The following is a 24,537-nucleotide window of genomic DNA, read 5'->3' on the forward strand; positions in this document are numbered from 1 at the left end:
CATAGTATGGCAGCAGCCTTTCCATTTTCTGCGATTGTCGGACAGGACGAGATGAAACTCGCGCTCCTGATCGCGGCGGTCGATCCGAAGGTCGGCGGCGTCCTCGCCTTCGGCGATCGCGGCTCGGGAAAGTCTACCGCGGTTCGCGCGCTCGCGGCGTTATTACCGAAAATGAAGGTCGTCGCCGGCTGCCGCTACAACTGCGATCCGGACCGGCCAGCCGAATTTTGCGACGACTGCCGTGTTCGCGCGGCCAAGGGGGTGCTGAAATCCGCGCAAGCGCCTGTGCCGGTCGTCGATCTGCCGCTCGGGGCGACTGAAGATCGCGTGGTCGGCGCGCTCGATCTTGAGCGAGCACTCGCGCGCGGAGAAAAGGCGTTCGAGCCTGGGCTACTCGCGCGAGCGCATCGGGGCTTTCTCTACATCGACGAGGCTAATTTGCTCGAGGATCATCTGGTCGATCTTCTGCTCGATGTCGCCGCATCCGGTGAAAATGTCGTCGAACGCGAAGGCCTGAGCATCCGCCATCCCGCCCGGTTCGTGCTGGTCGGCACCGGTAATCCCGAGGAGGGCGAGTTACGTCCTCAATTGCTGGATCGCTTCGGTATGTCGGTCGAAGTGAAAACGCCGGTCGATCTTCCAAGCCGCATCGAGATTGTCCGCCGCCGGGACGAATTCGAGCGCGATATGGCCGCGTTTGCGGCGGTCTGGGCCAAGGAAGAAACCAAGCAGCGCAAGAAGATCACCTCGGCCCGCGAGCGCTTGCCCTCGGTCGCCGTCTCGAACGCGGTGCTTGAAAGAGCTGCAAAGCTTTGCGTGGCACTAGGAACCGACGGTTTGCGCGGCGAATTGACGTTGATGCGCGCCGCCCGCGCGTTGGCGGCGTTGGAAAGTGCCAAGGCCGTCGGTGACGAGCATTTGCGCCGGATCGCGCCATCTGCGTTACGTCATCGCTTGCGACGCAATCCGCTCGACGATGTAGGTTCCAGCGTGCGCGTGGATCGCGCCATTTCGGAAGTATTGGGATGATCGCCGCGTCCGTCTGGTCCGAGGCGGTGATCGCGGCGCAATTGTTCGCCGTCGATCCCATCGGCACCGGCGGAGTTCTGGTCCGGTCACGTGCGGGACCGGTAAGAGAGCGCTGGCTGGCGATGCTGCGCTCGGCGCTGGCCCCGTCGCAAATGAAACACGTCCCGCTGCACATCGCGGATGGACGCTTGCTTGGCGGCCTTGATCTCAACGCGACCTTGCTGGCGGGAAAGCCTGTCGCCGAAATGGGTCTTCTCGCTGAAGCCGACGGAAATGTGCTCGTCCTTGCGATGGCCGAGCGGCTGTCTTCGGCGACCACCGTGCACGTCACCTCGGCGATCGATGCGCGTGAGACCCTCGTGGAACGCGATGGGCTTTCGCTGCGGATGTCGGCGCGTTTCGGCGTGATCGCCCTTGATGAAGGACTGGAAGATGAGTTCGCGCCGGCGGCGTTGTGCGATCGTTTGGGGTTTCATCTCGACCTCAACAACATCTCGGTGAGGGACGCTGACGAGATCTTTATCGATGCGCAGGAGATTGTGTCTGCGCGAGGGAGACTTCAGACCTTGAAGGCCGATGCGCAGCAGGTCGGGGCACTTTGTGTGGCGGCTGCGGCGCTTGGCATCGTATCCTTGCGCGCACCCCTACTGGCAATCCGGGTTGCGTGCACCAGCGCGGCCCTTGCGGCACATGACGCGATCGAGCCAGACGACATCGCGCTTGCCGCGCGGCTGGTGCTGGCGCCGCGGGCGCTGGTCTTTCCACAAGAGCATGATCAGGGTCAGCCGGACCTGCAGCCGGAACAACCGTCGGATCCTACACCCGGCGACGATGGTGCCGAGAAGGAAAATCCCGATACCGCGCTTGAGGAGATTATTCTTGCCGCCGTTCAAGCGGCGCTGCCGCCGGATGTGCTTGCGGCGTTGCGCGGGTCATCGGTGCGGACGCGCAGCCGCACCTCGGGCAAGGCGGGCGCGCTACAAAAATCCAACCGTCGCGGACGCCCAAGCGGAGTTCTGTGCGGCGAGTTGCGCTCGGGCGCAAAGCTCAATGTGATCGAGACCCTGCGCGCGGCCGCGCCGTGGCAACCCTTGCGGCGGCGCGAAGCCATTGTGTCCAACGAGAAGGGTCGGCCCCGCATCCTGATTCGCAAAGATGATTTCCGTATTACGCGATTTAAGCAGCGTACGGAAACTACGACAATTTTCGTGCTCGATGCGTCCGGCTCAGCAGCGTTGCACCGGTTGGCGGAAGCCAAAGGCGCGGTCGAGTTGCTGCTGGCCGATTGTTATATCCGTCGCGACCAGGTCGCGCTGATCGCCTTTCGTGGCGTTACCGCGGAACTGCTGCTCCCGCCGACGCGCTCGCTGGCGCGCGCGAAGCGAAGCCTTGCCGGATTGCCCGGCGGTGGCGGCACGCCTTTGGCGGCGGGGCTTGATGCTGCCTTCGCGCTCGCGGACCTTATTCGGCGAAAAGGGCAGACGCCGACGGTCATCGTGCTCACTGACGGCAGAGCCAACATCGCGCGCGATAGCGCGCAAGGACGGCCGCGTGCGGAGGAAGACGCGATGAGCGCGGCGCGCGCACTACGTGCCGCCGAAATCAGCATTGTACTGGTCGACACCTCACCGCGTCCCGGACCTTCGGGCGCGCAGCTCGCTTCCGAGATGGGCGCGCGCTATCTGCCGCTCCCGCATGCCGACGCAACCACCTTGTCGAAGGCAGTTCTGGCGAGCGTTAGCTAACTCAACCGCCGTAGGCTCTCACGCGCCGTACCATTTGCTCGACATGCGCGATAGGAGTCTCCGGTTGGATGCCGTGGCCGAGATTGAAGATTAGCCTGCCATCGGCGTAATTCGACAGAACGTCGTCGATCGATTGATCGAGCGCCGCGCCGCCTGCGATTAACACCAGCGGATCGAGATTGCCCTGTACCACGACGCGGTTTTGGACTTTCTCGCGGATCAGAGACGGCTCGGTGGCCCAATCGATGCTGACGGCATTGACGCCTGTTGCTTCGACATAGGACGGCAACAACGCGCCGGCCCCACGCGGAAAGCCGATGATCTTGGCGCCCGGCGCTTGCTTGCGTACGCCTTCGACGATGCGTTTGGTCGGTTCGATCGACCAGCGTTCAAATTCGCGCGGTGGCAGCACGCCGGCCCAGGTGTCGAAGATCTGCAATACGTCGGCGCCGGCCTTGAGTTGACCAAGCAAATAAACGATCGAATTTTCAACGACGGCATCGATGATCTTCGAAAAGGCCTCGGGATGGCGATACGCTATCATCCGTGCGGGGGCTTGATCCGGCGTGCCTTGTCCGGCCACCATGTACGTCGCGACCGTCCATGGCGCGCCGCAGAATCCGATCAATGCAATCTTCGGATCGAGTTCGCTCCGCACCCGGCGCAGAGCCTCGAACACCGGTTCAAGTTTGGAGAAATCGGCCGCGGCTGCGAGCGTTGCGACCTTGTCGGGCGTATCCAGCGGGTCGAGCCGCGGGCCTTCGCCAACCTCGAACCTCACGGAACGGCCGAGCGCGTAAGGGATGACCAGAATGTCCGAAAAGATGATCGCGGCATCGAAGTTGAAGCGCCGGATCGGCTGCAACGTCACTTCGGCGGCGAGTTCAGGCGTGAAGCAGAGATCGAGGAAACCGCCGGCCTTGGCGCGGACCTCGCGATACTCCGGCAAATAGCGGCCGGCCTGGCGCATCATCCAGAGCGGCGGCACTAACTGGCGCCGGCCAGAGAGCACCTCGACAAGGGGTTTAACGATCGGATTCTGTGTCAAGCGTTGTTTCCATTACCTGTGACAAGTATCATTGTCGTTTGTGATACACCGGTGGTACGGTCTTGGCCAAGGCGGGATTTGGGTTGCGTTTGAAAAGAGCCAGACGATGAATGCTGCTGTCTCAACCGCCAACCGCGTTGCATTGCAAGATGCCGGCGAACTTCCCGCGCCGGTGTCTGGTCAGCGGCATGAGATTGCGAGCGCGATCGGCCGGTTAACGTATTATTCGGCCGGCCCCCAGACTGAAAGCAGATGGCCTCCGTTGTTGTTGATTCACAGCATCAACGCGGCGGGCTCTGCCTATGAAATCTGTCCGCTCTATGAACACTATCGTCAGAGCCGAACTGTCTATGCGCTGGAGCTTCCCGGCTTCGGTCACTCCGATCGGTCCAAGCGCAAATACAGCGTGCGGATGATGACCGATGCGATCCTGATCGCGGTGCGCGAAATTCAGAATGTACATGGTCGCGGTCCGATCGACGCGTTGGCGGTTTCGCTGTCGTCCGAATTTCTCGCCCGCGCCGTGACCGAACTGCCGCTGGCGTTCCGCAGCCTTGCGCTGGTCAGCCCGACCGGCTTTCGTAGCCGGGATGCGACCACGAAATGGCGCGACGGTACGCGCGGCATGCCGTGGTTACATGCCTTTCTGGAATTTCCGCTTTGGAGCGAGGGCTTGTTTCGGCTTCTTACCAGCCGCGCCGGAATCCGTTATTTCCTGAACAAGACCTGGGGCTCGCGCAATATCGACGAGGGCCTGCTCGAATATGACTATCTGACCACGCACCAACCCGGTGCCCGGTATGCGCCGTATTATTTCGTCTCCGGATTTTTGTTCAGTGAGGGTATCTCCAGGATCTACCATTCATTGACCTTGCCGGTCTGGATGAGCCATGGCGTCCGCGGAGATTTTGTCGACTACTCGAACAAGACTCAGGTTCAGGGTCGGGCCAACTGGACCATCCAGATATTTCCCACCGGCGCGATGCCGCATTTCGAAGCCAAGGAGGCGTTCATCATGGCTTACGATGCCTTCCTCGCGGGCGTTTCGTCGCCGTCGCCAGCGTGAATAATGTCCGACCTCGTCTGGAGCAGGGACGGCTCAGGCTGGCCCAACCGCAATGCCAGCACGTTCGTCGAGGCTGCCGGAATACGATGGCACGTGCAGCGGATGGGAGAGGGAACGCCGCTGCTTCTGATTCACGGCACGGGCGCCGCCACGCACTCATGGCGCGGGCTGTTGCCGTTGCTGGCGCAGCATTTCGACGTGATCGCACCTGACTTGCCCGGGCACGGCTTCACGCAATCGCCACCGTCGCATCGCTTGTCGCTGCCAGACATGGCAACTGACCTAAGCCGGCTTCTTGTTGCGATCGGCGTGAAGCCGGAGGTTGCGGTGGGACATTCTGCGGGCGCAGCGATCCTGGCGCGCATGTGCCTCGATGGTCAAATCACGCCACGGCTGCTGGTAAGTCTCAACGGCGCCTTCATGCCATTTGGCGGCGCTGCCAGCCAACTGCTGTCGCCGCTGGCGAAATTGCTGGTGCTTAATCTAGTGGTTCCACGCGTGTTCGCGTGGCAGGCCTCGACCCCCAATGCGGTCGAGCGACTGATCGCGAATACCGGTTCGAGCATCGACGATCGAGGTATCGCGCTCTATCGCAAGCTGGTGTCCAGTCCCTCGCATGTCGCCGCTGCGCTACGCATGATGGCGAACTGGAAGCTTGAACCTCTGTTGCATGATCTGCCGCGATTGGCGACAGCTCTGGTGCTGGTGGCGGCCGCGAACGACCGGTCGATATCGCCCACCGTTGCGAAACAGGTTCGGGAGATTTTGCCGGAAGCGATCATCGAGCGCGTGCCGGCCCTCGGCCACCTGGCGCACGAAGAACAGCCGCAATTGATCGCGGATCTGATCCTCAGATACACGCGCGCAATCACGGCCGGGCAAGCGGCGCAAAATCTGTAAATCGAAATGTACAACGATGGACTAGGCAGCTGTCAATAAATAATTACAGTGTCGCCCATGCTCGATCCAGGTCCGATCAGATCAACGACGGCAAAGCCGAATGATCGCCAGCCGCATGCGGTGGTGATCGGCAGCGGCTTCGGCGGACTGGCCGCCGCTGTGCGACTTGGCGCCAAAGGCTATCGCGTCACCGTTCTGGAAAAACTCGATGCGCCCGGTGGCCGTGCTTATGTCTACCGCCAGGATGGCTTCACCTTCGATGCCGGGCCGACGATCGTCACCGCGCCGTTTCTTTTCGAGGAATTGTGGAAGTTGTGCGGACGCAAGATGTCCGACGATGTGACGCTGGTGCCGGTGTCGCCGTTCTATCGTATTCGCTTTCAGGGCGGTTCGCATTTCGACTACTCTGGTGACGCCAGCGCGATGCGCGCGGAGATCGCGCGGTTTTCCCCTCAGGACGTCGGCGGCTACGACGCCTACATGCAAGCAAGCGAGGACATCTTCAAGGTCGGCTTCGAGCAGCTCGGCGACGTGCCTTTCAGCAAATGGACGGACATGGCGAAGATCGCGCCGGAAATGCTCCGGTTGTCGAGCTATCGCAGCGTCTACGGTCTGGTATCGAATTTTTTTCGCGATCCGCGGCTGCGCGTGGTGTTCAGCTTCCATCCGCTGTTGATCGGCGGCAATCCGTTTACCGCCAGTTCGATTTATTGCCTGATCGCGTTTCTCGAGCGGCGCTGGGGCGTACATTTTGCGCTGGGCGGTACGGGACGGCTGGTCGAAGGATTGGTCAAGCTGATCGAGGGCCAAGGCGGCAAAGTTCGTTGCGGCGAAGAAGTCCGCGAGATCATCGTTTCAGATCGAGCTGCCCACGGCGTTCGGCTTGCGTCCGGCCGATCGGTCGCGGCCGATATCGTCGTGTCCAATGCCGATTCGGCGTGGACCTATCGTCATCTACTTCCGTCATCCGTGCGTTCCCGTTGGAGCAATAAACGCATTGAGCGCGCCCGCTACTCGATGAGTCTGTTCGTCTGGTATTTTGGCACGCGCCGCAAATATGATGACGTGCCGCACCACACCATCTTGCTGGGGCCGCGCTACAAGGAATTGCTGAAGGACATCTTCGAGCGCAAGATTCTGGCGGATGATTTCAGTCTGTATCTGCATCGCCCGACCGCGACCGATCGCTCGCTCGCGCCCGAGGGCTGCGATTCATTTTATGTGCTATCGCCAGTGCCACACCTGCAAAGCGGTACCGACTGGAGCGTGACGGCCGAGAAATACCGGCGCGCGATTGCGCGTGAGCTCTCCAGGACCATGCTGCCGGATCTTGAAAATCAGATCGTAAGCTCGCGCATGTTAACACCGCAGGATTTCCAGGACCGGCTGTCATCGTTCCGCGGCGCGGCGTTTGGGCTCGAGCCTATCCTGACGCAAAGCGCCTGGTTCCGTCCCCATAACCAGAGCGAAGACATTGCCAATCTATATCTTGTCGGCGCCGGCACCCATCCCGGTGCGGGCTTGCCCGGCGTGCTCTCATCCGCGCGTGTGCTGGATTCGCTGGTTCCCGACGTTCGACATCCGACAACTCCGGATTTGGTGGCGACATGACGATACGACTCGATCCGACCGACATGGCCGCCTGCCGCGCTTTGCTGAAGGGCGGGTCGCGCACCTTCCATGCCGCTTCGAAAGTATTGCCGCGAAAGGTCGCCGATCCCGCCATTGCCCTTTATGCGTTCTGCCGTCTGGCTGACGACGCGGTGGATCTGGGCAACGATCGCGGCGCGGCGGTAGTGCGATTGCAGGATCGGCTCGACCGCGCTTATCGCGGCCAACCGATAAATCTGGCCGCCGACCGGTTGTTTGCGGATGTCGTTGCAAGTTTTTCTATCCCCCGCGAGCTGCCGGAGGCCCTGTTGCAAGGCTTGCTCTGGGATGCGGAGGTCCGCCGTTATGAGACTTTGCAGGATCTCAATGCCTATGCGGCACGGGTCGCGGGAAGCGTCGGCGCGATGATGACGCTGGTGATGGGACAACGTTCCCCTGATATCGTGGCGCGCGCCTGTGATCTAGGCGTGGCCATGCAGCTCACCAATATCGCCCGGGATGTCGGCGAAGACGCGCGGGCTGGACGGTTGTACTTACCGCTTCAGTGGCTGAGCGAAGCCGGCATTGATCCGGATGCATGGCTGGCAAAGCCGGTCTTCGCCCCGGCGATCGCTAAGATCGTACAACGGCTGCTCGATTCAGCGGATGCCCTGTACGGCCACGCCTCGCTTGGCATTGCGCATTTGCCGCTTGCCTGTCGGCCCGGCATCTACGCGGCGCGTGCGCTTTATGCCGAGATCGGCCGCGAACTGGAACGCAACGGCCGTGATTCGATATCGAGACGTGCAGTCGTGTCTGCCAATCGCAAGTTAGCGGTGCTGGCGCGTATGCTGATCCTGCTGGAGACGGAATGGGCGCCGGCCCGTCGACTTGGCCCGGCCGCGCAACTGGACGAAACCCGATTTCTGGTTGAGGCCGTCGCGGCGACGCCGTTACGCGAAGCGCTACAGCCACAGAAGCAGCGGCCGCGCCCGATCGAGGATCGCGTGGTCTGGGTCATCGACCTGTTCGCGCGTCTGGAGCGCCGTGACCAGCTTCAGCGCACCGGATCGTTCCGTTAAAGCAATTGAGATGTCCGTTACTGAAACCATCAGCAAAGACACGACGGACCTCGCGGAAGCGCGGCGCGCTGAGGCAAAAATCTGGTTCGAATCGCTTCGCGACCAGATCTGCGTCGAAGTCGAGACGCTGGAGCGCGAGGCGCCGGACGATCTGTTTCCCGGCGAACCCGCGGCGTTCACCTATAAGCCCTGGAAACGAGCCACCGGCAGCGGCGGCGGCACGGGTGGTTTTCTCAGCGGTGGCAGGCTGTTTGAGAAAATCGGCGTGCACACCTCGTCGGCGAACGGAAGGCTGACGCCGGAGATGGCGAAGACGCTGCCGGGAGACGGCAAACAACTCGATTACTTCTCAACCAGTATCAGCCTGATCATACACCCGCGCAGCCCGCGCGTGCCGACGGTGCATATGAACACGCGGTTCTTGTCGACCGCGCAAGGCTGGTTCGGCGGCGGCGCCGATCTGACACCGATGCTGCCCGAGCAACGCCACCAGGATGCGCCCGATGCCGTGACTTTCCATGCCGCGATGCGCCATGCCTGCGAACTGCACCAGTCGGCCTACTACGAAAAATTCAAGGCGTGGGCCGATACATATTTCTTCCTGCCGCATCGGGGCCAGGCGCGTGGTGTCGGCGGCATCTTTTACGATCATCTCAACAGCGGCGATTTTGCGAAGGATTTTGCCTTCACGCGCGAGGTCGGGCTAGCGCTGCTCGATGTCTATCCCAGGATCGTGCGCGGGCGCATGATGGAGCCGTGGACCGAGGCCGAGCGTGCCCAGCAACTTGACTGCCGCGGACTCTATGTCGAGTTCAATCTGCTCTACGACCGCGGCACCATGTTCGGACTACAGACCGGCGGGAATATCGAGACCATCCTGAGCTCGATGCCACCGTTGGTGAGTTGGTCGTAGGGTCATGGAAAACTATCTTGGCTTTATCGAATTCTTTGTCGTCGCGCTGTTCGCCTTGTGCTGGGGTGTTCTTGAACTGGTCGGCAGGCGGCTGGACCGGAAGAAGGAAGCCGAGCGCGCGAAGCAGCAAGACCTGACGCCTTCGTCTTGAGGAGCCATCGTCCTCCATCGCGATGAGCAGGCTCTACTTACGCGCCCTCGGCATCCGGAACGGCAACATCGCCTGCACGATCGGCATCTTGAACCGATCGAGCGACAGGCTTTCGTGCATCAAGGTGACGGGTTCGCCGAGCAGTTTGGCCGAGACGACCGAGCGGGCATAGAACGGCGCATTTTCCAGCGTCCGGACAAGGCGCGCCTCGCCGTCGCTGCGGACGCTTCGCACGACCTTCCACCCCGTGCGCTTTAGTGGCGCTGCGGGCGGCGGCGCGAAGACCTCCATTCGGCCTTGCGGATCGAATTTGACGGCGAGATCGAAGCGGCTGCCATCACGGCGCCGGGCTTCATAAAGTATCGCCGTGCCGTCTTGCATGGCGCCGCGCGACCATTGCCAGTCGCTGAAACCCTGCTCGAGCGGATCATCGCCGCTGTTCATGTCGAAATAGCCGTCGCCTTGCCAACGCAGATGCGGGTGGTCGAGTGCGACCTGAACCCGTGCGCATGGCGCGATCGGCCACCACCAATGATTGCCGTCTTCGTTCAGTGAAAAATACTTTCGTGTGATGGCGGTCGGCACCACGCGTACGGTGCCACTGACGCGGCCAGGAATGGGCACGGAAATTTCGTTGAGACGTATGATCAGCGACTTGCCGTCCCAGGACAGTCGGCTTGGGCCGATGGTGAACGAGTTCGCCGTTCGGCTGACCGCAACACGCGGCCGCTCGGTCATGGTCCAGCAACCTCCTTGTTTGCGATAGATCGCCACATTGACCGCGCAATGGTTGAGCGGATCGGCAACGCCTTTGCGTCGCGCGCGCGCGTAATAGGGCGAAAACACGCTGCCGATGAAGGCAATGATGGTGATACCGTTTTGGCCGTCGTCGCTCAGCGCGTCGATATACCACCACGCATAGCCGTTGGGGTGGACCACCCTCGCGAAGTCAGGTCCGCGAGCAGACTCGAGGCCGCCGAGCGACCCGACAACGCCGCCATCGGTACGCCCGGGCCCGGATGCGTGCTGCCCCCCGCCAGATACAGTCCCGGTATTTTTGTTCGCGCTCCCGGCCGTTGAAACGACGCTGTCCATCCGTGAGAGCTGCGGCCGTAGAGCGCGCCGCCCGTCGCCGGAAACAGCTTGTCGAAAGCCGCCGGCGTCGTGACATGAGTCGTTTCCGGCCGCCGTTGAATGTGGAGGCCGCACCGTTCCAACGTCCGGAATGTCCGCTGGGCGCATTGTTCCACCTCTGCTGCTTCGTAGGAATGCCGGTCACCATTCGCCGGCGCATTGACGAGGATCAGAAGCGGCTCCTCGCAGCCATGACTCGGCTCTACGCCGCAGCGACCCTGCGCGCAGACATAAACTGTCGGCTCGTTCGGCAGTGCGTCGCTGCGGAAGATGTCGTCGAATTCGGCTTGGTAGTTACGAGAGAAAAACACGTTATGCAGGCTGAGCGGGAAGCCGTTGGTCCTTGCGACGATACTCCACGTCACCGCTGACAGCGAGCGGGTGCGCTGTGAAACGACGGCGGCGCCACGGCGCGCATTGACGCCGAACAAGCCGCTGGCGACCGCCGCCACATCGGCGTTCACAATCATGGCGTCCGCTTCGATCCGTTCGCCATTTGCAAGCCGAGCGCCGCACGCCCGACCGCGGTCGATCAATATCTCGCTGACTTCCTGACCGTAGCGGATCGTCGCGCCGAAGGATTTCGCGCCGTCGGCCAGCGCCGAAGCGAGCGCGTGCATGCCCCCCTCGATGCTCCAGACACCCGATCGTTCGACGTGCGCCACCAGCATCAGGGTTGCGGGCGCCAGATAGGGCGACGAACCGCAATAGGTGGCGTAGCGGCCGAATAACTGCTGCAACCGTGGATCCCGAAAATATTGCCCCAGCGCCGACCACATCGACGAGAACGGCTTGATCTGTCGCAATCGCATCAGCCCGCGCAAACCGCCGGCGCTGATCAGTCCGGCCACGCTGGCTTGCGGCGCGCGCAGAAACGGCTTTTCGAGAATCTCGTAGATCCGCTTGGTGTCGCGGCAGAAGGCGCGATAACCGTCGGCTTCCGCCGCGCCCGCGAACCCTCCAATTGCATCTACCGTACGTTCTTTGTCGGCGAACAGATCAAGCCGGGAGTCTTCGTCCCAGGCATGCCGCGCCAGCGTTTCCAACGGCTGCAAGCGGACGTGATCTGAGAGATTCCAGCCCACCGCGGCAAACAACTCGTCGAATACCCAGCGCATGGTGAATACGGTTGGACCGCTGTCGATCTGCGCCGGCCCGATCGCAATCTGCCGCATCTTGCCGCCGGGCGCGTCGCGACGCTCAAGCACGATCACGTCGAGGCCGCGTGCCGCCAGCGTGAAGGCTGAAACCAGTCCCGCGACCCCGGCGCCGATGATGACAACACGATCTTTGGGCATGTCGGAGCGTTGCCGATTGACAGATGTCTATATTTATTTACACTAAGCGAGACAAGTCAACTTGACATAAGTTGGCGCAGCCCGGGAGCCTGCCATGGATGTCACCAGCCGCATCGAACGCGCTTTGACCGAAGCGGTAGGGCGCGCGGAGGTTCCAGGATGTCCTCCCCGGCTGGCGGCGGCGATGCGCTACGCGGTGTTTCCCCGGGGCGCCAGAGTCCGGCCGCGGCTCTGTCACAGCGTGGCAGCCGCGTGCGGCGAGGACCATCCGCTTGCGACTGAGGCTGCCGGTGCTGCGCTCGAACTGCTGCACTGCGCTTCGCTGGTACACGACGATCTGCCTTGCTTCGATGCCGCAGAGACGCGGCGAGGGCGTCCCTCGGTTCACAAGGCTTTCGGCGAGCCGCTCGCAGTGTTGACCGGCGATGCGCTGATCGTGCTGGCGTTTCAGACGCTGGCCCGGATTCAGTGCGCACCGGAACGCTTGGCGACGCTCACCTTGACGGTCGCGCAATCGGTCGGCGTGCCCTCGGGCATCGTTGCGGGGCAAGCCTGGGAATGCGAGCCACAGATCGATCTCGCACACTATCACCGCTCCAAAACCGGAGCGCTTTTTGCGGCCGCGACGGTCGCAGGTGCGGCGTCTGCCGGCGCTGATGCCGAGCCGTGGCGGATGGTCGGCGAGAAGCTCGGCGAGGCCTATCAGGTGGCCGACGATATCCGTGATGCGGCGGCGGACGAAGTTGAGATCGGCAAGCCGGTCGGCCGCGATCTGGCGTTAGGTCGCCCCAGTGCCGTGATCGAACTCGGGCTCGATGGCGCGCTCTATCGGCTGCATGAGCTGGTGCGTGGTGCGATCGACGCGATGCCGCCGTGTCCGAACGGCGCCGAGCTGCGCTCGCTGATGCTCTCGGAAGCCAAGCGCCTGGTGCCGGCCAAACTCGCGCAATTTGCGGCATAGCGATCATGGCGACGGTCACGCATGGTGATGCGGAGACCGGGCGATCGGGCAAGAATATGAAGCCCGCGTCGCAGATTCTGTCGTTGCACGATCGGCTGTTGGCCTTGCGCGACTCTATCTTGAGCAATCTCGCTTTCCAGCGGTTTTCAAGCACTTTTGCGTTCCTGCGGCCGATTGCGCGTCGGCGTGCCGCCGCGCTGTTCGATCTCTGCGCCGGGTTCGTCTACTCACAGATATTGCTAGCTTGCGTGCGCCTCCGGCTGTTCGACCATCTGGCGGACGGGCCTGTCAGCGCGACTGAGCTTTCCTCGCGAGTGTCGTTACCGGTCGATTCAACAATCTTGCTGCTCGATGCCGCGACGTCGCTGAAACTGGTGCAACGCCGCAGCGGCGATCGGTATGGGTTGGGTCCGCTCGGAGCGGCATTGATGGGCAATCCCGGCGTCATCGCGATGATCGAACATCATGCCATGCTGTACGCTGACCTCAGGGATCCGGTGGCGCTGCTGCGCGGCGAAACCGGAGCAGGCGAGCTTGCCTCCTACTGGCCCTACGCGAATGCCGGCAAGCCCGCGGCGCTCGGTCATGATGCGATCGCACCATATACCGCGCTGATGTCGGCGTCGCAGCCGATGATCGCACAACAAGTTCTCCATTCCTATTCGTTCAGCCATCATCGCTGCTTGCTCGATGTCGGCGGAGGAGATGGCGCGTTTCTGAGCGCGGTGGCGGCGCGTTGCCCCAAATTGCGTTGCGTGCTGTTCGATCTGCCGGCGGTGGCGGACGAGGCCAGCCGGCGGTTTCGCAACGAGGGGCTCGCTTCGCGGGCTGTGGCGATCGGCGGCAGTTTCCTGACCAGCCGGCTTCCCGAGGGCGCCGACATTGTTTCGCTGGTGCGCGTGATCCACGACCATGACGACGCCGATGTGATGACCCTGCTGCGTGCGATCCGCATCGTTCTACCCGGGAAAGGGACGTTGCTGATTGCAGAACCGATGTCGGGCGTCAGGGGGACCGAGGCGATCGGCGACGCTTATTTTGCCTTTTATCTCCTGGCGATGGGCAGCGGCCGGCCCAGGACCTTCGAGAGGCTGCAGGAAATGCTCCAGGATTCCGGCTTCTCGGATATCGCATTGCACCCGACTTCGATGCCGCTGTTGACGAGCATCATCACGGCACGGGCAGACAACAAATCTGTTAATTAATCTTGACACCACGATATGTAAGTTTAGCATGACAAATGGAGTGTAAAGCTCCATATCCAGAATTGGAGTGAGCGATGGAAACCATCGCGGTGGTCTTGAAGCAGCCGGAGCAAGTTGAGCTCGACCGGCTTGCCTTGACCGCTCCAACCCCCGACGACGTCGTGGTTGATGTCGAATGGAGCGGCGTCAGCACCGGGACCGAACGGTTATTATGGTCAGGCCGGATGCCGCCATTTCCCGGCATGGGATATCCGCTGGTTCCAGGCTACGAGTCAGTCGGTCGCGTGGTCGAAGCCGGATCGTCCAGCGGACTTCATCCGGGCCAACGCGTATTCGTTCCTGGCGCCAAATGCTTCGGCGAGGTGCGCGGTCTGTTCGGTGCATCAGCATCGCGGCTGGTGGTCCCGGCGAAACGAGTGGTGCCTATTGATCAGCAACTCGGCGACCGCGGCATATTGCTGGCACTGGCTGCGACCGCCTATCACGCCATTGCCGCGAAAGGTGCGTCCGCGCCGGACTGCATTGTCGGTCATGGCGTGCTGGGTCGACTGCTGGCTCGCATCTCGATCGCGGTTCGTAACGAACCTCCGACGGTGTGGGAGAAAAACCCCTCGCGCGCTGGTGGCGCGGTCGGCTATGGCGTCATCGATCCCGAGCATGACACCCGCCGCGATTACAAAAATATCTACGACGTCAGTGGCGATGCGGGCCTGCTCGATTCGCTGATCGGGCGCATCGCGCCGGGCGGTGAAATCGTGCTTGCCGGATTCTATAGCGAACGGCTGTCGTTTGCTTTTCCGCCGGCCTTTATGCGCGAGGCGCGTCTGCGCGTCGCGGCCGAGTGGCAGCCGCCCGATCTTGTCGCAACCAGGGCACTGATCGATTCCGGGCGCCTGTCGCTCGATCGCCTCATCTCCCATCGCCAGCCCGCGAGTACCGCACCGGAAGCTTACAGTGTGGCCTTCAACAATCCCTCTTGCCTCAAAATGGTTCTGGACTGGAGTTCGCTTCCATGAATGTCGTGCCTCAAATCAACATGAAAGATGCGCTCCGGGCCGAAGCGGCGATCGAGCCGGATGCCCCGGTGACGACCCCCGTCACCAAGGAAACCCAGATCATCGCGATCTACGGCAAGGGCGGTATCGGCAAGAGCTTCACCCTCGCCAACCTGTCTTACATGATGGCGCAGCAGGGCAAGAAAGTGCTGCTGATCGGTTGCGATCCCAAGAGCGATACCACCTCGCTGCTGTTCGGTGGTCGCGCCTGTCCAACCATCATCGAAACATCGTCGAAAAAGAAGCTCGCAGGCGAGGAAGTAAAGATCGGCGACGTCTGCTTCAAGCGCGACGGTGTGTTCGCGATGGAGCTTGGCGGTCCCGAAGTCGGACGCGGCTGCGGCGGCCGGGGTATCATTCACGGCTTCGAGCTCCTGGAAAAGCTCGGCTTCCACGAATGGGGTTTTGACTATGTGCTGCTCGATTTCCTCGGCGACGTCGTGTGCGGTGGTTTCGGCCTGCCGATCGCGCGCGACATGTGTCAGAAGGTAATCGTCGTCGGATCGAACGACCTGCAGTCGCTCTATGTTGCCAACAATGTCTGTTCGGCGGTGGAATATTTCCGCAAGCTCGGTGGCAATGTCGGCGTAGCCGGCATGGTCATCAACAAGGATGACGGCAGCGGGGAGGCGGCGGCCTTCGCACAGACCGTCGGCATTCCCGTGCTCGCGTCGATTCCGGCCGACGATGACATCCGCAAAAAGAGCGCCAACTACGAGATCATCGGCCTGCCAGGCGGGCAATGGTCGCAATTGTTCGAAGCGCTTGCCGAGAATGTCGGCCTCGCGCCCCCGGTGCGCCCGACGCCGCTGACGCAAGACGGCCTGCTTGGCCTTTTCAAGGGTGAGGTCGTGGGCCGTGGCGTCGTGCTGGAACCCGCGACGATGGAAGACATGTGCGGCAAGTCCGTCATCGACAAGCCGTCGCTCGAAGTCATCTACGACGCCGCGTGAGATCAGTATGATGCGGAGCGCAACATGAACGTCATTCTTCCTCGATATGCCGGCGCGATAGCCGAGTCTGTCGTGAATGAGCCTGTCGAGGCGGACGTTGCGGTTGATGAGGTTGCCGCCACGACGCCGGCGATCAACGCCGCCGCAACCCAAAACGACGGCCTAGGGTGTCACGCCGGCGCCGCCGAACTCAAGACCGCAGCGAGCGCGGCCGGCAAAAGCGACATTCTCGATCGTTACGCCGCTGATTACCCCAAGGGGCCGCACGACCAGCCGCAAAGCATGTGTCCTGCTTTCGGCTCGCTGCGCGTGGGATTGCGGATGCGCCGCACCGCAACGATCCTTTCCGGATCGGCGTGTTGCGTCTACGGCCTGACCTTCACATCGCATTTTTACGGCGCGCGGCGCACCGTCGGATATGTTCCGTTCAACTCGGAAACGCTGGTTACCGGCAAGCTGTTCGAGGACATCCGTGAAGCGGTCTTCAAGCTCGCCGACCCGGCGCTTTACGACACCATCATCATCACCAATCTCTGCGTTCCGACCGCGTCGGGCGTGCCGCTCGACCTGTTGCCGGACGAAATCAACGGCGTGCGCATCATCGGAATCGATGTGCCCGGCTTTGGCGTGCCTACCCATGCCGAGGCCAAGGACGTGCTGGCGGCTGCGATGCTCGAATATGCCCGCAAGGAAGTCGAGCAGGGGCCGGTGCAGGCGCCACGCGGCGGCAAGAGCGCGCGGCCGACGGTGACTTTGATAGGTGAGATGTTTCCCGCCGATCCCGTCGGCATCGGCATGATGCTGGAGCCGCTCGGGCTCGCGGCGGGGCCGGTAGTGCCGACCCGCGAATGGCGTGAGCTCTATGCGGCGCTCGACTGCTCCGTTGTTGCGGCCATTCACCCCTTCTACACCGCGAGTTTTCGCCAGTTCGATCTTGCGGGGCGAAAAATCGTTGGCTCTGCGCCGGTCGGACACGACGGCACCGAGGCCTGGCTAGAATCGATCGGTACCGCCTGCAACGTTGGACGCGACAAGATCGACGCCGCCAAGAACCGCTTCCTGCCGATGATCAAGGCGGCGCTGGCGGCAAAGCCGATCGACGCGTGTATTACGGTGTCCGGCTATGAAGGCTCGGAGCTGTTGGTTGCGCGCCTGCTGATCGAGAGCGGCGCGCGCGTGCCCTATGTCGGGACTGCCTGCCCGCGCACGCCGTGGTCCGATACCGATCGCGAGTGGCTCGAAGCCAGGGGCACACGGGTCCAATACCGCGCGTCGCTGCAGATGGATCTCGCGGCGGTCGACGAATTCAAGCCGGATCTGGCGATCGGCACCACGCCGGTGGTGCAAAAGGCCAAGGCGAGGGCGATTCCGTCGCTTTACTTCACCAATCTGATCTCGGCGCGGCCTCTGTTCGGCGTCGCCGGAGCGGGTTCGCTCGCCCAAGTCGTCAATGCCGCGCTTGGCAATCAGTCGCGCTTCGACGAAATGAGGGAATTTTTTGACGACGTCGGTGAAGGCCATTCCGCGGGCGTATGGGAAGACACGCCAAAGGAAAACGTGGCCTTCCGCGAGAAGTACCGAAAGCAGATCGAAGCCCAGGCGAAAAAGCGCAAAGCCGAGGAGATGATCTGATGCTTGTGCTCGACCATGATCGCGCAGGCGGCTACTGGGGCGCGGTTTATGCCTTCACCGCGGTGAAGGGCATGCAGGTCATCATCGATGGCCCGGTCGGTTGCGAGAACCTGCCGGTGACCTCGGTGCTGCATTACACCGACGCGCTGCCGCCGCATGAGTTGCCGATTGTGGTCACGGGGCTCGGAGAAGAAGAACTCGGTCAGACCGGTACCGAAGGCGCCATGAAACGTGCGCATCGCGTGCTCGATCCGTATCTGCCGGCGGTGGTCGTCACCGGGTCAATCGCCGAGATGATCGGCGGCGGTGTGACGCCGGAGGGGACCAACATCAAGCGGTTCCTGCCGCGCACCATCGACGAGGATCAATGGCAGAGCGCCGACCGGGCCATCGTCTGGCTCTGGAAGGAATACGGGGTCAAGAAGATACCGGAACGCAAACCGCGCGCGGACGGCGTGAAGCCGCGGGTCAACATCATCGGGCCGATCTACGGTACCTTCAATATGCCGTCCGATCTCGCCGAAATTCGCCGGCTGATCGAGGGCATTGGCGCCGAAGTCAACATGGTGTTCCCGCTCGGCAGCCACTTGGCTGACATCCCGAAGTTGGTGAATGCCGACGTCAATGTTTGCATGTACCGGGAATTTGGCCGGATGCTGTGCGAGGCGCTGGAGCGTCCGTATCTGCAGGCCCCGATCGGTCTTCATTCGACGACCAAATTCCTGCGCAAGCTCGGCGAATTGCTCGGTATCGACCCCGAGCCGTTTATTGAACGCGAGAAGCACACCACGATCAAGCCGTTGTGGGATCTGTGGCGTTCGGTGACGCAGGACTTTTTCGGCACCGCGAGTTTTGCGATCGTCGCCAACGAGACTTATGCCCGCGGCGTTCGCAGTTTTCTCGAAGCCGAAATGGGGCTGCCGTGCACGTTTTCCTTTGCACGCAAAGCCGGCGTCAAGCCGGACAACGACGCCGTGCGATCGGCGGTGCGTGAACAGCCGCCGCTGATTCTTTTCGGCAGTTACAACGAGCGCATGTATCTGGCCGAGGCCGGCGGTCGAGCGATCTATGTGCCTGCGTCATTCCCCGGTGCGGTGATCCGCCGTCATACCGGCACGCCGTTCATGGGCTATTCCGGCGCGACTTACCTCGTCCAGGAGGTTTGTAACGCGTTGTTCGACGCACTGTTCAACATTCTTCCGCTTGCCGCTGACCTCGATCGTGTCGATCCAACGCCTGCGCGGCTGCACGAGGAAATTCTCTGGAGCGACGAAGCCAAGGCGCTGCTCGACGAAGTGTTGGAATCTCATCCGGTGCTGGTGCGCATCTCCGCCGCCAAGCGTCTGCGTGATGCTGCCGAAAGTGGTGCGCGCAGGGCTGGAGAAGGCCGCGTCACGACTGATTTTGTCACGAGAGCGCGGGCCGCGCTGATGGATGGGCAGCCAGCATGAGAACGACTGAAGCAAATCTTTTTCCGGTGCTGCCGCAATTTTACGCGCAACACCAAAATCGGGAGGTGACGTCGATGTCTGACTATGTCGATACCGGCCGTCGTTCAAAAGGGTTCGTCGCCAGCGGCAACATCGAGTCTCGGCTGTTGTTTGGCGCCTGCTACTTCACGTTTCTACTGCGTGCGATCCTCACGCGGGTCATGCCCTGGCGCAAAGCGCCGGCCTTCGATCCGTCAGGTCGCCGTGAGTCGATTTTCAGGGAGGCCAGCTCCGCGGCAAGCGTGCTGGTGGCCTCGTCGTTCATGGGTTTGTAACCGGAAATTTTCGCTCGGTGCAGCCGGGCGGAAACTGCCGCATCTCATGAGATACGGCATTCGCTGTCGCCCACGCTCGGGCGGCGAACGGCCGCAAGGCCATTACTAGGAGGAATACCAAATGAAGGACGGTTCCATTTCGGGGCTATCCGAAGCAGAAGCCAAGGAATTCCACACGATATTCATGACGAGTTTCTTTCTCTTCGTGGCTGTCGCGGTGGTGGCTCACATCCTCGCCTGGATGTGGCGTCCATGGCTGCCTGGCCCCGGCGGGTACAAAGCGGCGATGGACGGCATCCAGCACCTCGCCAGTGTTTCTCTCTCGTTACTGACATAAGGAGAGAAAAACATGTGGCGAATTTGGCTTCTGTTCGATCCGCGGCGTGCGTTGGTCATGCTCTTCACGTTCCTGTTTGGACTGGCGATCGTGATCCACTTCATTCTGCTCTCGACCGACCGGTTCAACTGGTTGGACGGTCCCCGCAAGGCTCCAGCGAAGACGGGAGAGATCATTCTTCCGTACACACCACCCGTCATGCCGTCCTGATGGCGTGACGAATTGCGTACCGGAACGGGCGAGGCCGGATCGAGCGGCCGGACTCGTCCGCTTCCGGTAGCTACCTGACAAACGATGGGGTGATTTCCAGATTCGCACGCGGAGGAACGATCGATGGCAATGCTCAGCTTTGAAAGAAAATACCGCGTTCGCGGCGGAACGCTCATCGGAGGCGACCTGTTCGACTTCTGGGTCGGTCCCTTCTATGTCGGATTTTTCGGGATGACGACGGTGTTCTTTGCGCTGGTCGGGATCGCAATGATCTTGTGGAATACCGCGCTCGGCCCGACCTGGAATCTCTGGCAGATCAGCGTCAACCCGCCGGACGCGAAATACGGCCTGTCGTTTGCGCCGCTGCAGGAAGGCGGCATCTGGCAGATCGTGACCATCTGTGCTTTGGGGTCGTTCGTTTCATGGGCGCTGCGCGAAGTCGAAATTTGCCGCAAGCTCGGCATCGGCTATCACGTACCATTCGCGTTCAGCTTCGCGATCTTTGCGTACTTTACGCTGGTGGTAATCCGGCCGGTGTTGATGGGCTCGTGGAGTTACGGATTCCCTTACGGCATCATCACCCATCTCGATTGGGTATCGAACACCGGCTACACCTACGGAAATTTTCACTACAACCCTGCCCACATGATCGCCATCACGTTCTTCTTCACGACGTGTTTGGCGCTGGCGCTGCATGGCGGTCTGATCTTGTCGTCGACCAATCCGGACGAAGGCGAGCCGGTTAAATCACCCGAACATGAGAACACGATCTTTCGCGACTTGATCGGCTATTCAGTCGGCACCATCGGAATCCATCGCCTCGGATTGTTCGTGGCACTCTCGGCCGTGGCATTCAGTGCGATCTGCATCGTGATCAGTGGGCCGTTGTGGTCGGAAGGCAATGCCTGGTCAGAATGGTGGAACTGGTGGCGCAATCTCCCGATCTGGTCCTCCAACTAAATCCGGTCATCAGAAAGAGACCTAGTCATGGCCCAATATCAAAACTTCTTCACACAAGTTCAGGTGCGCAGCACCATCTATCCGGGCATTCCTCTGCAGCCTGGAACCTGGGTCCGCACCGGGGAGGGCCGGTTCAACTACTGGCTCGGAAAACTCGGCGACGCGCAGGTCGGCCCGATCTATCTCGGTTTCACCGGACTTGCGTCAATCATGTGCGGCATCGTCGCGATCGAGATCATCGGCCTCAACATGATGGCGTCGGTGAATTGGAGCCCGATTGAATTCGTCAGGCAGTTGCCGTGGCTTTCGCTTGATCCGCCTAAACCTGAATACGGCATCAGCTTCCCTCCGCTTCAGGAAGGTGGCTGGTGGCTGATGGCGGGCTTCTTTCTGACCACGTCGATCCTGTTATGGTGGACCCGCACCTACCGACGCGCACGGGCGCTCGGTATGGGCACCCATGTGTCCTGGGCATTCGCTTCGGCGATCTGGCTCTATCTGGTGTTGGGGTTTATCCGCCCACTGCTCATGGGCCATTTCAGCGAAGCTGTTCCGTTTGGAATCTTCCCGCATCTCGACTGGACCAATAACTTCTCCATTACCCACGGAAACCTGTTCTATAATCCGTTCCACATGCTCTCGATCGCATTCCTGTATGGATCGGCGCTGCTGTTTGCGATGCATGGCGCGACTATTCTCGCGGTGAGCCGATATGGCGGCGAACGCGAAATCGAACAGATCGTCGACCGCGGAACGGCGCTGGAGCGGGCGGCGTTGTTCTGGCGCTGGACCATGGGTTTTAACGCGACGGCTGAATCGATCCATCGCTGGGCCTGGTGGTTTGCGGTGCTATGCCCGCTGTGCGGTGGCATCGGAATCCTGCTTTCGGGTACCGTGGTCGACAATTGGTTCGACTGGGGCGTCAAACACGGATTGGCATTGCCGAGGTGAGGACCGGCCGTGGCCGCTCGTCCAACTCTGAACGCGCATGCTCGCGGGTGCAAGAAGCTGGCGTGCGCGTGCTTTCCTGTCTTGCCGGCTTGGTCCGTATGATTTGAAACGGAACGGTGTAGCCGCGGGCGCAGAACGTCATTTCCGCGCGGTATACAGCCGCGGCACATAAAAAGACTAACCGGGAAGGACGCCGCATTGGAGGACCATCTATTGTTGGAGGATATTTGCCCTGGTGCAAGTGTTCAAATCTCCGAAGGAGTCACTGGGGGATCTCGGTGCACAATCCGCTGCGAAATTGATTGCGGCCGCTACCGACGTTGCGGTTGTCGTCGACGCCCAGGGATTCATTCGCGACGTCGCCTTCAACAAGGAGGAGCTGTCGCTCGAACTGGACGGCCATGGTCGGTGGCTCGGCTCAAAACTCCAGGAAATCGTGACTCCGGAAACCAGCGCAAAAGTTTCGGAGTTGCTTCAGGATGCCGCCGCTCGCAAATCGTCCGGCTGGCGTCAGGTCAACCATGCATCGCCCGGCGGGCAGGATATTCCGGTACTTTACTCGGCGATCGATATAGGGCGCGAAGATCGTTTTGTGGTCGTGGGCCGCGACCTGCGACCACTCGCAGCGATGCAGCAGAGGCTTATCCATGCCCAGCAGTCGATGGAGCGGGATTATGTCCGGCTTCGGCATGCGGAAACACGGTATCGACTGTTATTCCAGGTCTCATCGGAAGCGGTCATGATCGTTGATGCGCCCAGCCATGCGATCCTCGACGCCAATCCGGCTGCGCTGGCTCTGTTCGATGAAAATGCCCCGCAGCTCGTGAAATCGAACTTCATTGGGCATTTCGATTCCGCCGGCGCTCCCGTTGTCGAACGGCTTCTGGCCGACGTCCGTGCGACAGGGCGCGACCATTCAGCAAGAATCCGTCTCGCCGACCGGCAACGCGAATGCGGCATCACCGCCTCGCTGTTTCGTCAAGAGAGCGCCTCATTGTTTCTGGTTCGGCTTTCGTCGCAAGCGCCGGCGGAGGGCGGCGCCCTGAAGGCAACTTCGATGCTGCTGCGATATTTCGATGTCGCGCCGGATGGCCTCGTCATTACGCAATATGATGGTCGCGTCGTCAGGGCGAACCTCGCTTTTCTCGAGATGGCCCAGCTCAACAGCGCGGAGCAATCCCGTGGCGAATTGCTGGATCGATGGCTCGGCCGCGCAGGTGTCGATTTCGGCGTGGCGCTCGCAAATCTGCGCCAGAACGGTTCGATCAGATTGTTCTCAACGGGCTTGCGCGGCGAATACGGGGCGACGGCTGAAGTCGAGGTGTCGGCGGTGTCCTTGGAAGACAATGAAGACAAGCCTGGCTTCGGCTTTGCGATCAGGAATGTCGAGAAGCGGCTGTCGGCGGCGACATCATCGCAACGCGAACTGCCGCGCTCGGTGGCTCAGTTGACGGAGTTGATCGGTCGGGTGCCGTTGCGCGATCTGGTGCGTGAGGCGACAGATGTGATCGAAAAGCTGTCGATCGAGGCGGCGCTTGAATTGACCGGTAATAACCGGGCGTCGGCCGCCGAGATGCTGGGCCTCAGCCGACAGAGCCTCTACGTCAAGCTTCGACGTTTCGGATTGGCGGAACACGCTGCGGATGGAGAGGTTGAAGATGAGTAGCGCCGTCGTCACGCATCCTGCACCCTCGGTGGTGCTGGAGTTGCTCAAGCCGATCACCTGGTTTCCGCCGATGTGGGCCTTTGGTTGCGGCATCGTTTCGTCGGGCGTTGCGCCTGGCCAACGCTGGCCTCTGATCGTGGCCGGCGTTCTGCTCGCAGGTCCGATGGTGTGCGGCACCAGTCAGGCCGTGAACGACTGGTACGACCGGCATGTCGACGCCATCAACGAGCCAGAACGTCCGATACCGTCGGGGCGCATTCCCGGCCGCTGGGGCCTGTATATCGCGGTAGTGTGGACCGCCTTATCGTTGCTGTTGGCCATTGTGCTTGGCACCTGGGGATTTGTTGCGGCGATCGTCGGGCTTGTGCTTGCCTGGGCCTATAGCGCGCCGCCGATACGGTTGAAGCAAAACGGTTGGTGGGGCAACGCGGCATGCGGGCTCTGCTATGAGGGACTGCCCTGGTTCACGGGAGCCGCCGTGATGAGCGCATCGGCTCCGGATTGGCATATCGTTTTGATCGCGCTGCTCTATAGCGTCGGTGCCCACGGCATCATGACGCTCAACGATTTCAAGTCCGTTGAAGGCGACAAGCGGATGGGAATCGATTCGTTGCCGGTGCTACTGGGCGTCGGCAATGCCGCACGCTTCGCCTGTCTGGTCATGGCGCTGCCGCAAGCTGCAGTGGTCGCTCTACTCCTGGCGTGGCAAAGGCCATTCTATGCGGCCGCCGTCGGTGTGCTGTTGATTGCTCAGTTTTTCCTGATGGCGCATTTCCTCAAGATGCCGCGTGAGCGGGCACCCTGGTACAACGGCACCGGGATCAGTTGCTATGTGGTGGGCATGTTGATCTGCGCGTTCGCGCTGGCTTCGATAGGGACGCGATGA

At 61.5% G+C, this 24,537-nt stretch carries 24 protein-coding genes; 21 read left to right on the forward strand and 3 right to left on the reverse strand.

Features of this window, described 5'->3' with window-relative positions:
• Positions 1–6 precede the first annotated feature (6 nt).
• Entirely contained in the window at positions 7–1,029 is a 1,023-nt protein-coding gene (gene bchI / locus ABSE61_RS05200; protein WP_423870010.1) for a magnesium chelatase ATPase subunit I, read from the forward strand.
• Positions 1,026–2,774, forward strand: coding sequence for a magnesium chelatase subunit D (locus ABSE61_RS05205; protein ID WP_423870011.1), 1,749 nt, complete (start codon positions 1,026–1,028; stop codon positions 2,772–2,774). Before bchI ends, ABSE61_RS05205 begins: the two co-directional genes overlap by 4 nt.
• 1 nt (position 2,775) lies before the next feature.
• Here ABSE61_RS05205 and hemE read toward each other — a convergent pair whose 3' ends face one another.
• Positions 2,776–3,822: a uroporphyrinogen decarboxylase gene (hemE, locus tag ABSE61_RS05210; RefSeq protein ID WP_423870012.1), complete on the reverse strand. Its 1,047-nt coding sequence runs from the start codon at positions 3,820–3,822 to the stop codon at positions 2,776–2,778.
• 106 nt (positions 3,823–3,928) lie between these two features.
• Between hemE and ABSE61_RS05215 the strand changes: the two genes are divergently transcribed.
• From ABSE61_RS05215 to ABSE61_RS05240, 6 genes are read left to right on the forward strand one after another with little or no spacing between them, the layout of a single operon-like run.
• Positions 3,929–4,888, forward strand: a complete 960-nt coding sequence (locus tag ABSE61_RS05215) for an alpha/beta fold hydrolase (protein ID WP_423870013.1) — start codon at positions 3,929–3,931, stop codon at positions 4,886–4,888.
• A gap of 3 nt (positions 4,889–4,891) precedes the next feature.
• Positions 4,892–5,788: an alpha/beta fold hydrolase BchO gene (gene bchO / locus ABSE61_RS05220; protein WP_423870014.1), complete on the forward strand. Its 897-nt coding sequence runs from the start codon at positions 4,892–4,894 to the stop codon at positions 5,786–5,788.
• A gap of 57 nt (positions 5,789–5,845) precedes the next feature.
• Positions 5,846–7,399: a phytoene desaturase gene (locus ABSE61_RS05225; RefSeq protein ID WP_423870015.1), complete on the forward strand. Its 1,554-nt coding sequence runs from the start codon at positions 5,846–5,848 to the stop codon at positions 7,397–7,399.
• Positions 7,396–8,460, forward strand: coding sequence for a phytoene/squalene synthase family protein (locus tag ABSE61_RS05230; RefSeq protein ID WP_423870016.1), 1,065 nt, complete (start codon positions 7,396–7,398; stop codon positions 8,458–8,460). The genes ABSE61_RS05225 and ABSE61_RS05230 overlap by 4 nt, the downstream gene beginning before the upstream one ends.
• A gap of 10 nt (positions 8,461–8,470) precedes the next feature.
• Entirely contained in the window at positions 8,471–9,373 is a 903-nt protein-coding gene (hemF, locus tag ABSE61_RS05235; protein WP_423870017.1) for an oxygen-dependent coproporphyrinogen oxidase, read from the forward strand.
• 4 nt (positions 9,374–9,377) lie between these two features.
• Positions 9,378–9,524 (forward strand): hypothetical protein, encoded by a 147-nt coding sequence (locus ABSE61_RS05240; protein WP_423870018.1) that lies wholly within the window; start codon positions 9,378–9,380, stop codon positions 9,522–9,524.
• 33 nt (positions 9,525–9,557) lie between these two features.
• On the opposite strand, the gene ABSE61_RS05245 is transcribed toward ABSE61_RS05240, so the two are convergent.
• Positions 9,558–10,463 (reverse strand): carotenoid 1,2-hydratase, encoded by a 906-nt coding sequence (locus ABSE61_RS05245; RefSeq protein WP_423870019.1) that lies wholly within the window; start codon positions 10,461–10,463, stop codon positions 9,558–9,560.
• Positions 10,418–11,956 (reverse strand): 1-hydroxycarotenoid 3,4-desaturase CrtD, encoded by a 1,539-nt coding sequence (gene crtD, locus ABSE61_RS05250; RefSeq protein WP_423870020.1) that lies wholly within the window; start codon positions 11,954–11,956, stop codon positions 10,418–10,420. Before crtD ends, ABSE61_RS05245 begins: the two co-directional genes overlap by 46 nt.
• Positions 11,957–12,050: 94 nt before the next feature.
• Between crtD and ABSE61_RS05255 the strand changes: the two genes are divergently transcribed.
• From ABSE61_RS05255 to chlG, 13 genes are all read left to right on the forward strand, one after another.
• The gene (locus ABSE61_RS05255) at positions 12,051–12,917 is read left to right on the forward strand and encodes a polyprenyl synthetase family protein (RefSeq protein WP_423870021.1); all 867 of its coding nucleotides are present in this window, start codon (positions 12,051–12,053) and stop codon (positions 12,915–12,917) included.
• Positions 12,918–12,973: 56 nt separating this feature from the next.
• Entirely contained in the window at positions 12,974–14,122 is a 1,149-nt protein-coding gene (locus ABSE61_RS05260) for a methyltransferase (RefSeq protein WP_423870158.1), read from the forward strand.
• 74 nt (positions 14,123–14,196) lie between these two features.
• Positions 14,197–15,138 carry a chlorophyll synthesis pathway protein BchC gene (bchC, locus tag ABSE61_RS05265; protein WP_423870022.1) on the forward strand — a complete coding sequence of 314 codons (942 nt, stop codon included), beginning with the start codon at positions 14,197–14,199 and terminating at the stop codon, positions 15,136–15,138.
• A complete protein-coding gene (locus ABSE61_RS05270; RefSeq protein WP_423870023.1) occupies positions 15,135–16,130 on the forward strand; it encodes a chlorophyllide a reductase iron protein subunit X in 996 nt (331 codons plus the stop codon). The genes bchC and ABSE61_RS05270 overlap by 4 nt, the downstream gene beginning before the upstream one ends.
• A 24-nt stretch (positions 16,131–16,154) precedes the next feature.
• The gene (gene bchY, locus ABSE61_RS05275; RefSeq protein WP_423870024.1) at positions 16,155–17,762 is read left to right on the forward strand and encodes a chlorophyllide a reductase subunit Y; all 1,608 of its coding nucleotides are present in this window, start codon (positions 16,155–16,157) and stop codon (positions 17,760–17,762) included.
• Positions 17,762–19,213 carry a chlorophyllide a reductase subunit Z gene (bchZ, locus tag ABSE61_RS05280; RefSeq protein WP_423870025.1) on the forward strand — a complete coding sequence of 484 codons (1,452 nt, stop codon included), beginning with the start codon at positions 17,762–17,764 and terminating at the stop codon, positions 19,211–19,213. The genes bchY and bchZ overlap by 1 nt, the downstream gene beginning before the upstream one ends.
• Positions 19,210–19,527: a hypothetical protein gene (locus ABSE61_RS05285; RefSeq protein WP_423870026.1), complete on the forward strand. Its 318-nt coding sequence runs from the start codon at positions 19,210–19,212 to the stop codon at positions 19,525–19,527. Before bchZ ends, ABSE61_RS05285 begins: the two co-directional genes overlap by 4 nt.
• Before the next feature lie 121 nt (positions 19,528–19,648).
• Complete coding sequence (gene pufB / locus ABSE61_RS05290; protein ID WP_423870027.1) at positions 19,649–19,864, forward strand: light-harvesting antenna LH1, beta subunit; 216 nt, start codon at positions 19,649–19,651, stop codon at positions 19,862–19,864.
• A gap of 12 nt (positions 19,865–19,876) precedes the next feature.
• Positions 19,877–20,074, forward strand: a complete 198-nt coding sequence (gene pufA, locus ABSE61_RS05295; RefSeq protein ID WP_423870028.1) for a light-harvesting antenna LH1, alpha subunit — start codon at positions 19,877–19,879, stop codon at positions 20,072–20,074.
• A gap of 123 nt (positions 20,075–20,197) precedes the next feature.
• The gene (gene pufL / locus ABSE61_RS05300; protein WP_423870029.1) at positions 20,198–21,034 is read left to right on the forward strand and encodes a photosynthetic reaction center subunit L; all 837 of its coding nucleotides are present in this window, start codon (positions 20,198–20,200) and stop codon (positions 21,032–21,034) included.
• A 27-nt stretch (positions 21,035–21,061) separates the two neighbouring features.
• A complete protein-coding gene (gene pufM, locus ABSE61_RS05305) occupies positions 21,062–21,985 on the forward strand; it encodes a photosynthetic reaction center subunit M (protein WP_423870030.1) in 924 nt (307 codons plus the stop codon).
• 235 nt (positions 21,986–22,220) lie between these two features.
• Positions 22,221–23,651 (forward strand): transcriptional regulator PpsR, encoded by a 1,431-nt coding sequence (ppsR, locus tag ABSE61_RS05310; protein ID WP_423870031.1) that lies wholly within the window; start codon positions 22,221–22,223, stop codon positions 23,649–23,651.
• Positions 23,644–24,537, forward strand: coding sequence for a chlorophyll synthase ChlG (chlG, locus tag ABSE61_RS05315; RefSeq protein ID WP_423870032.1), 894 nt, complete (start codon positions 23,644–23,646; stop codon positions 24,535–24,537). The genes ppsR and chlG overlap by 8 nt, the downstream gene beginning before the upstream one ends.

It is taken from the genome of Bradyrhizobium sp., assembly GCF_049519115.1.
Lineage (GTDB): Bacteria > Pseudomonadota > Alphaproteobacteria > Rhizobiales > Xanthobacteraceae > Bradyrhizobium.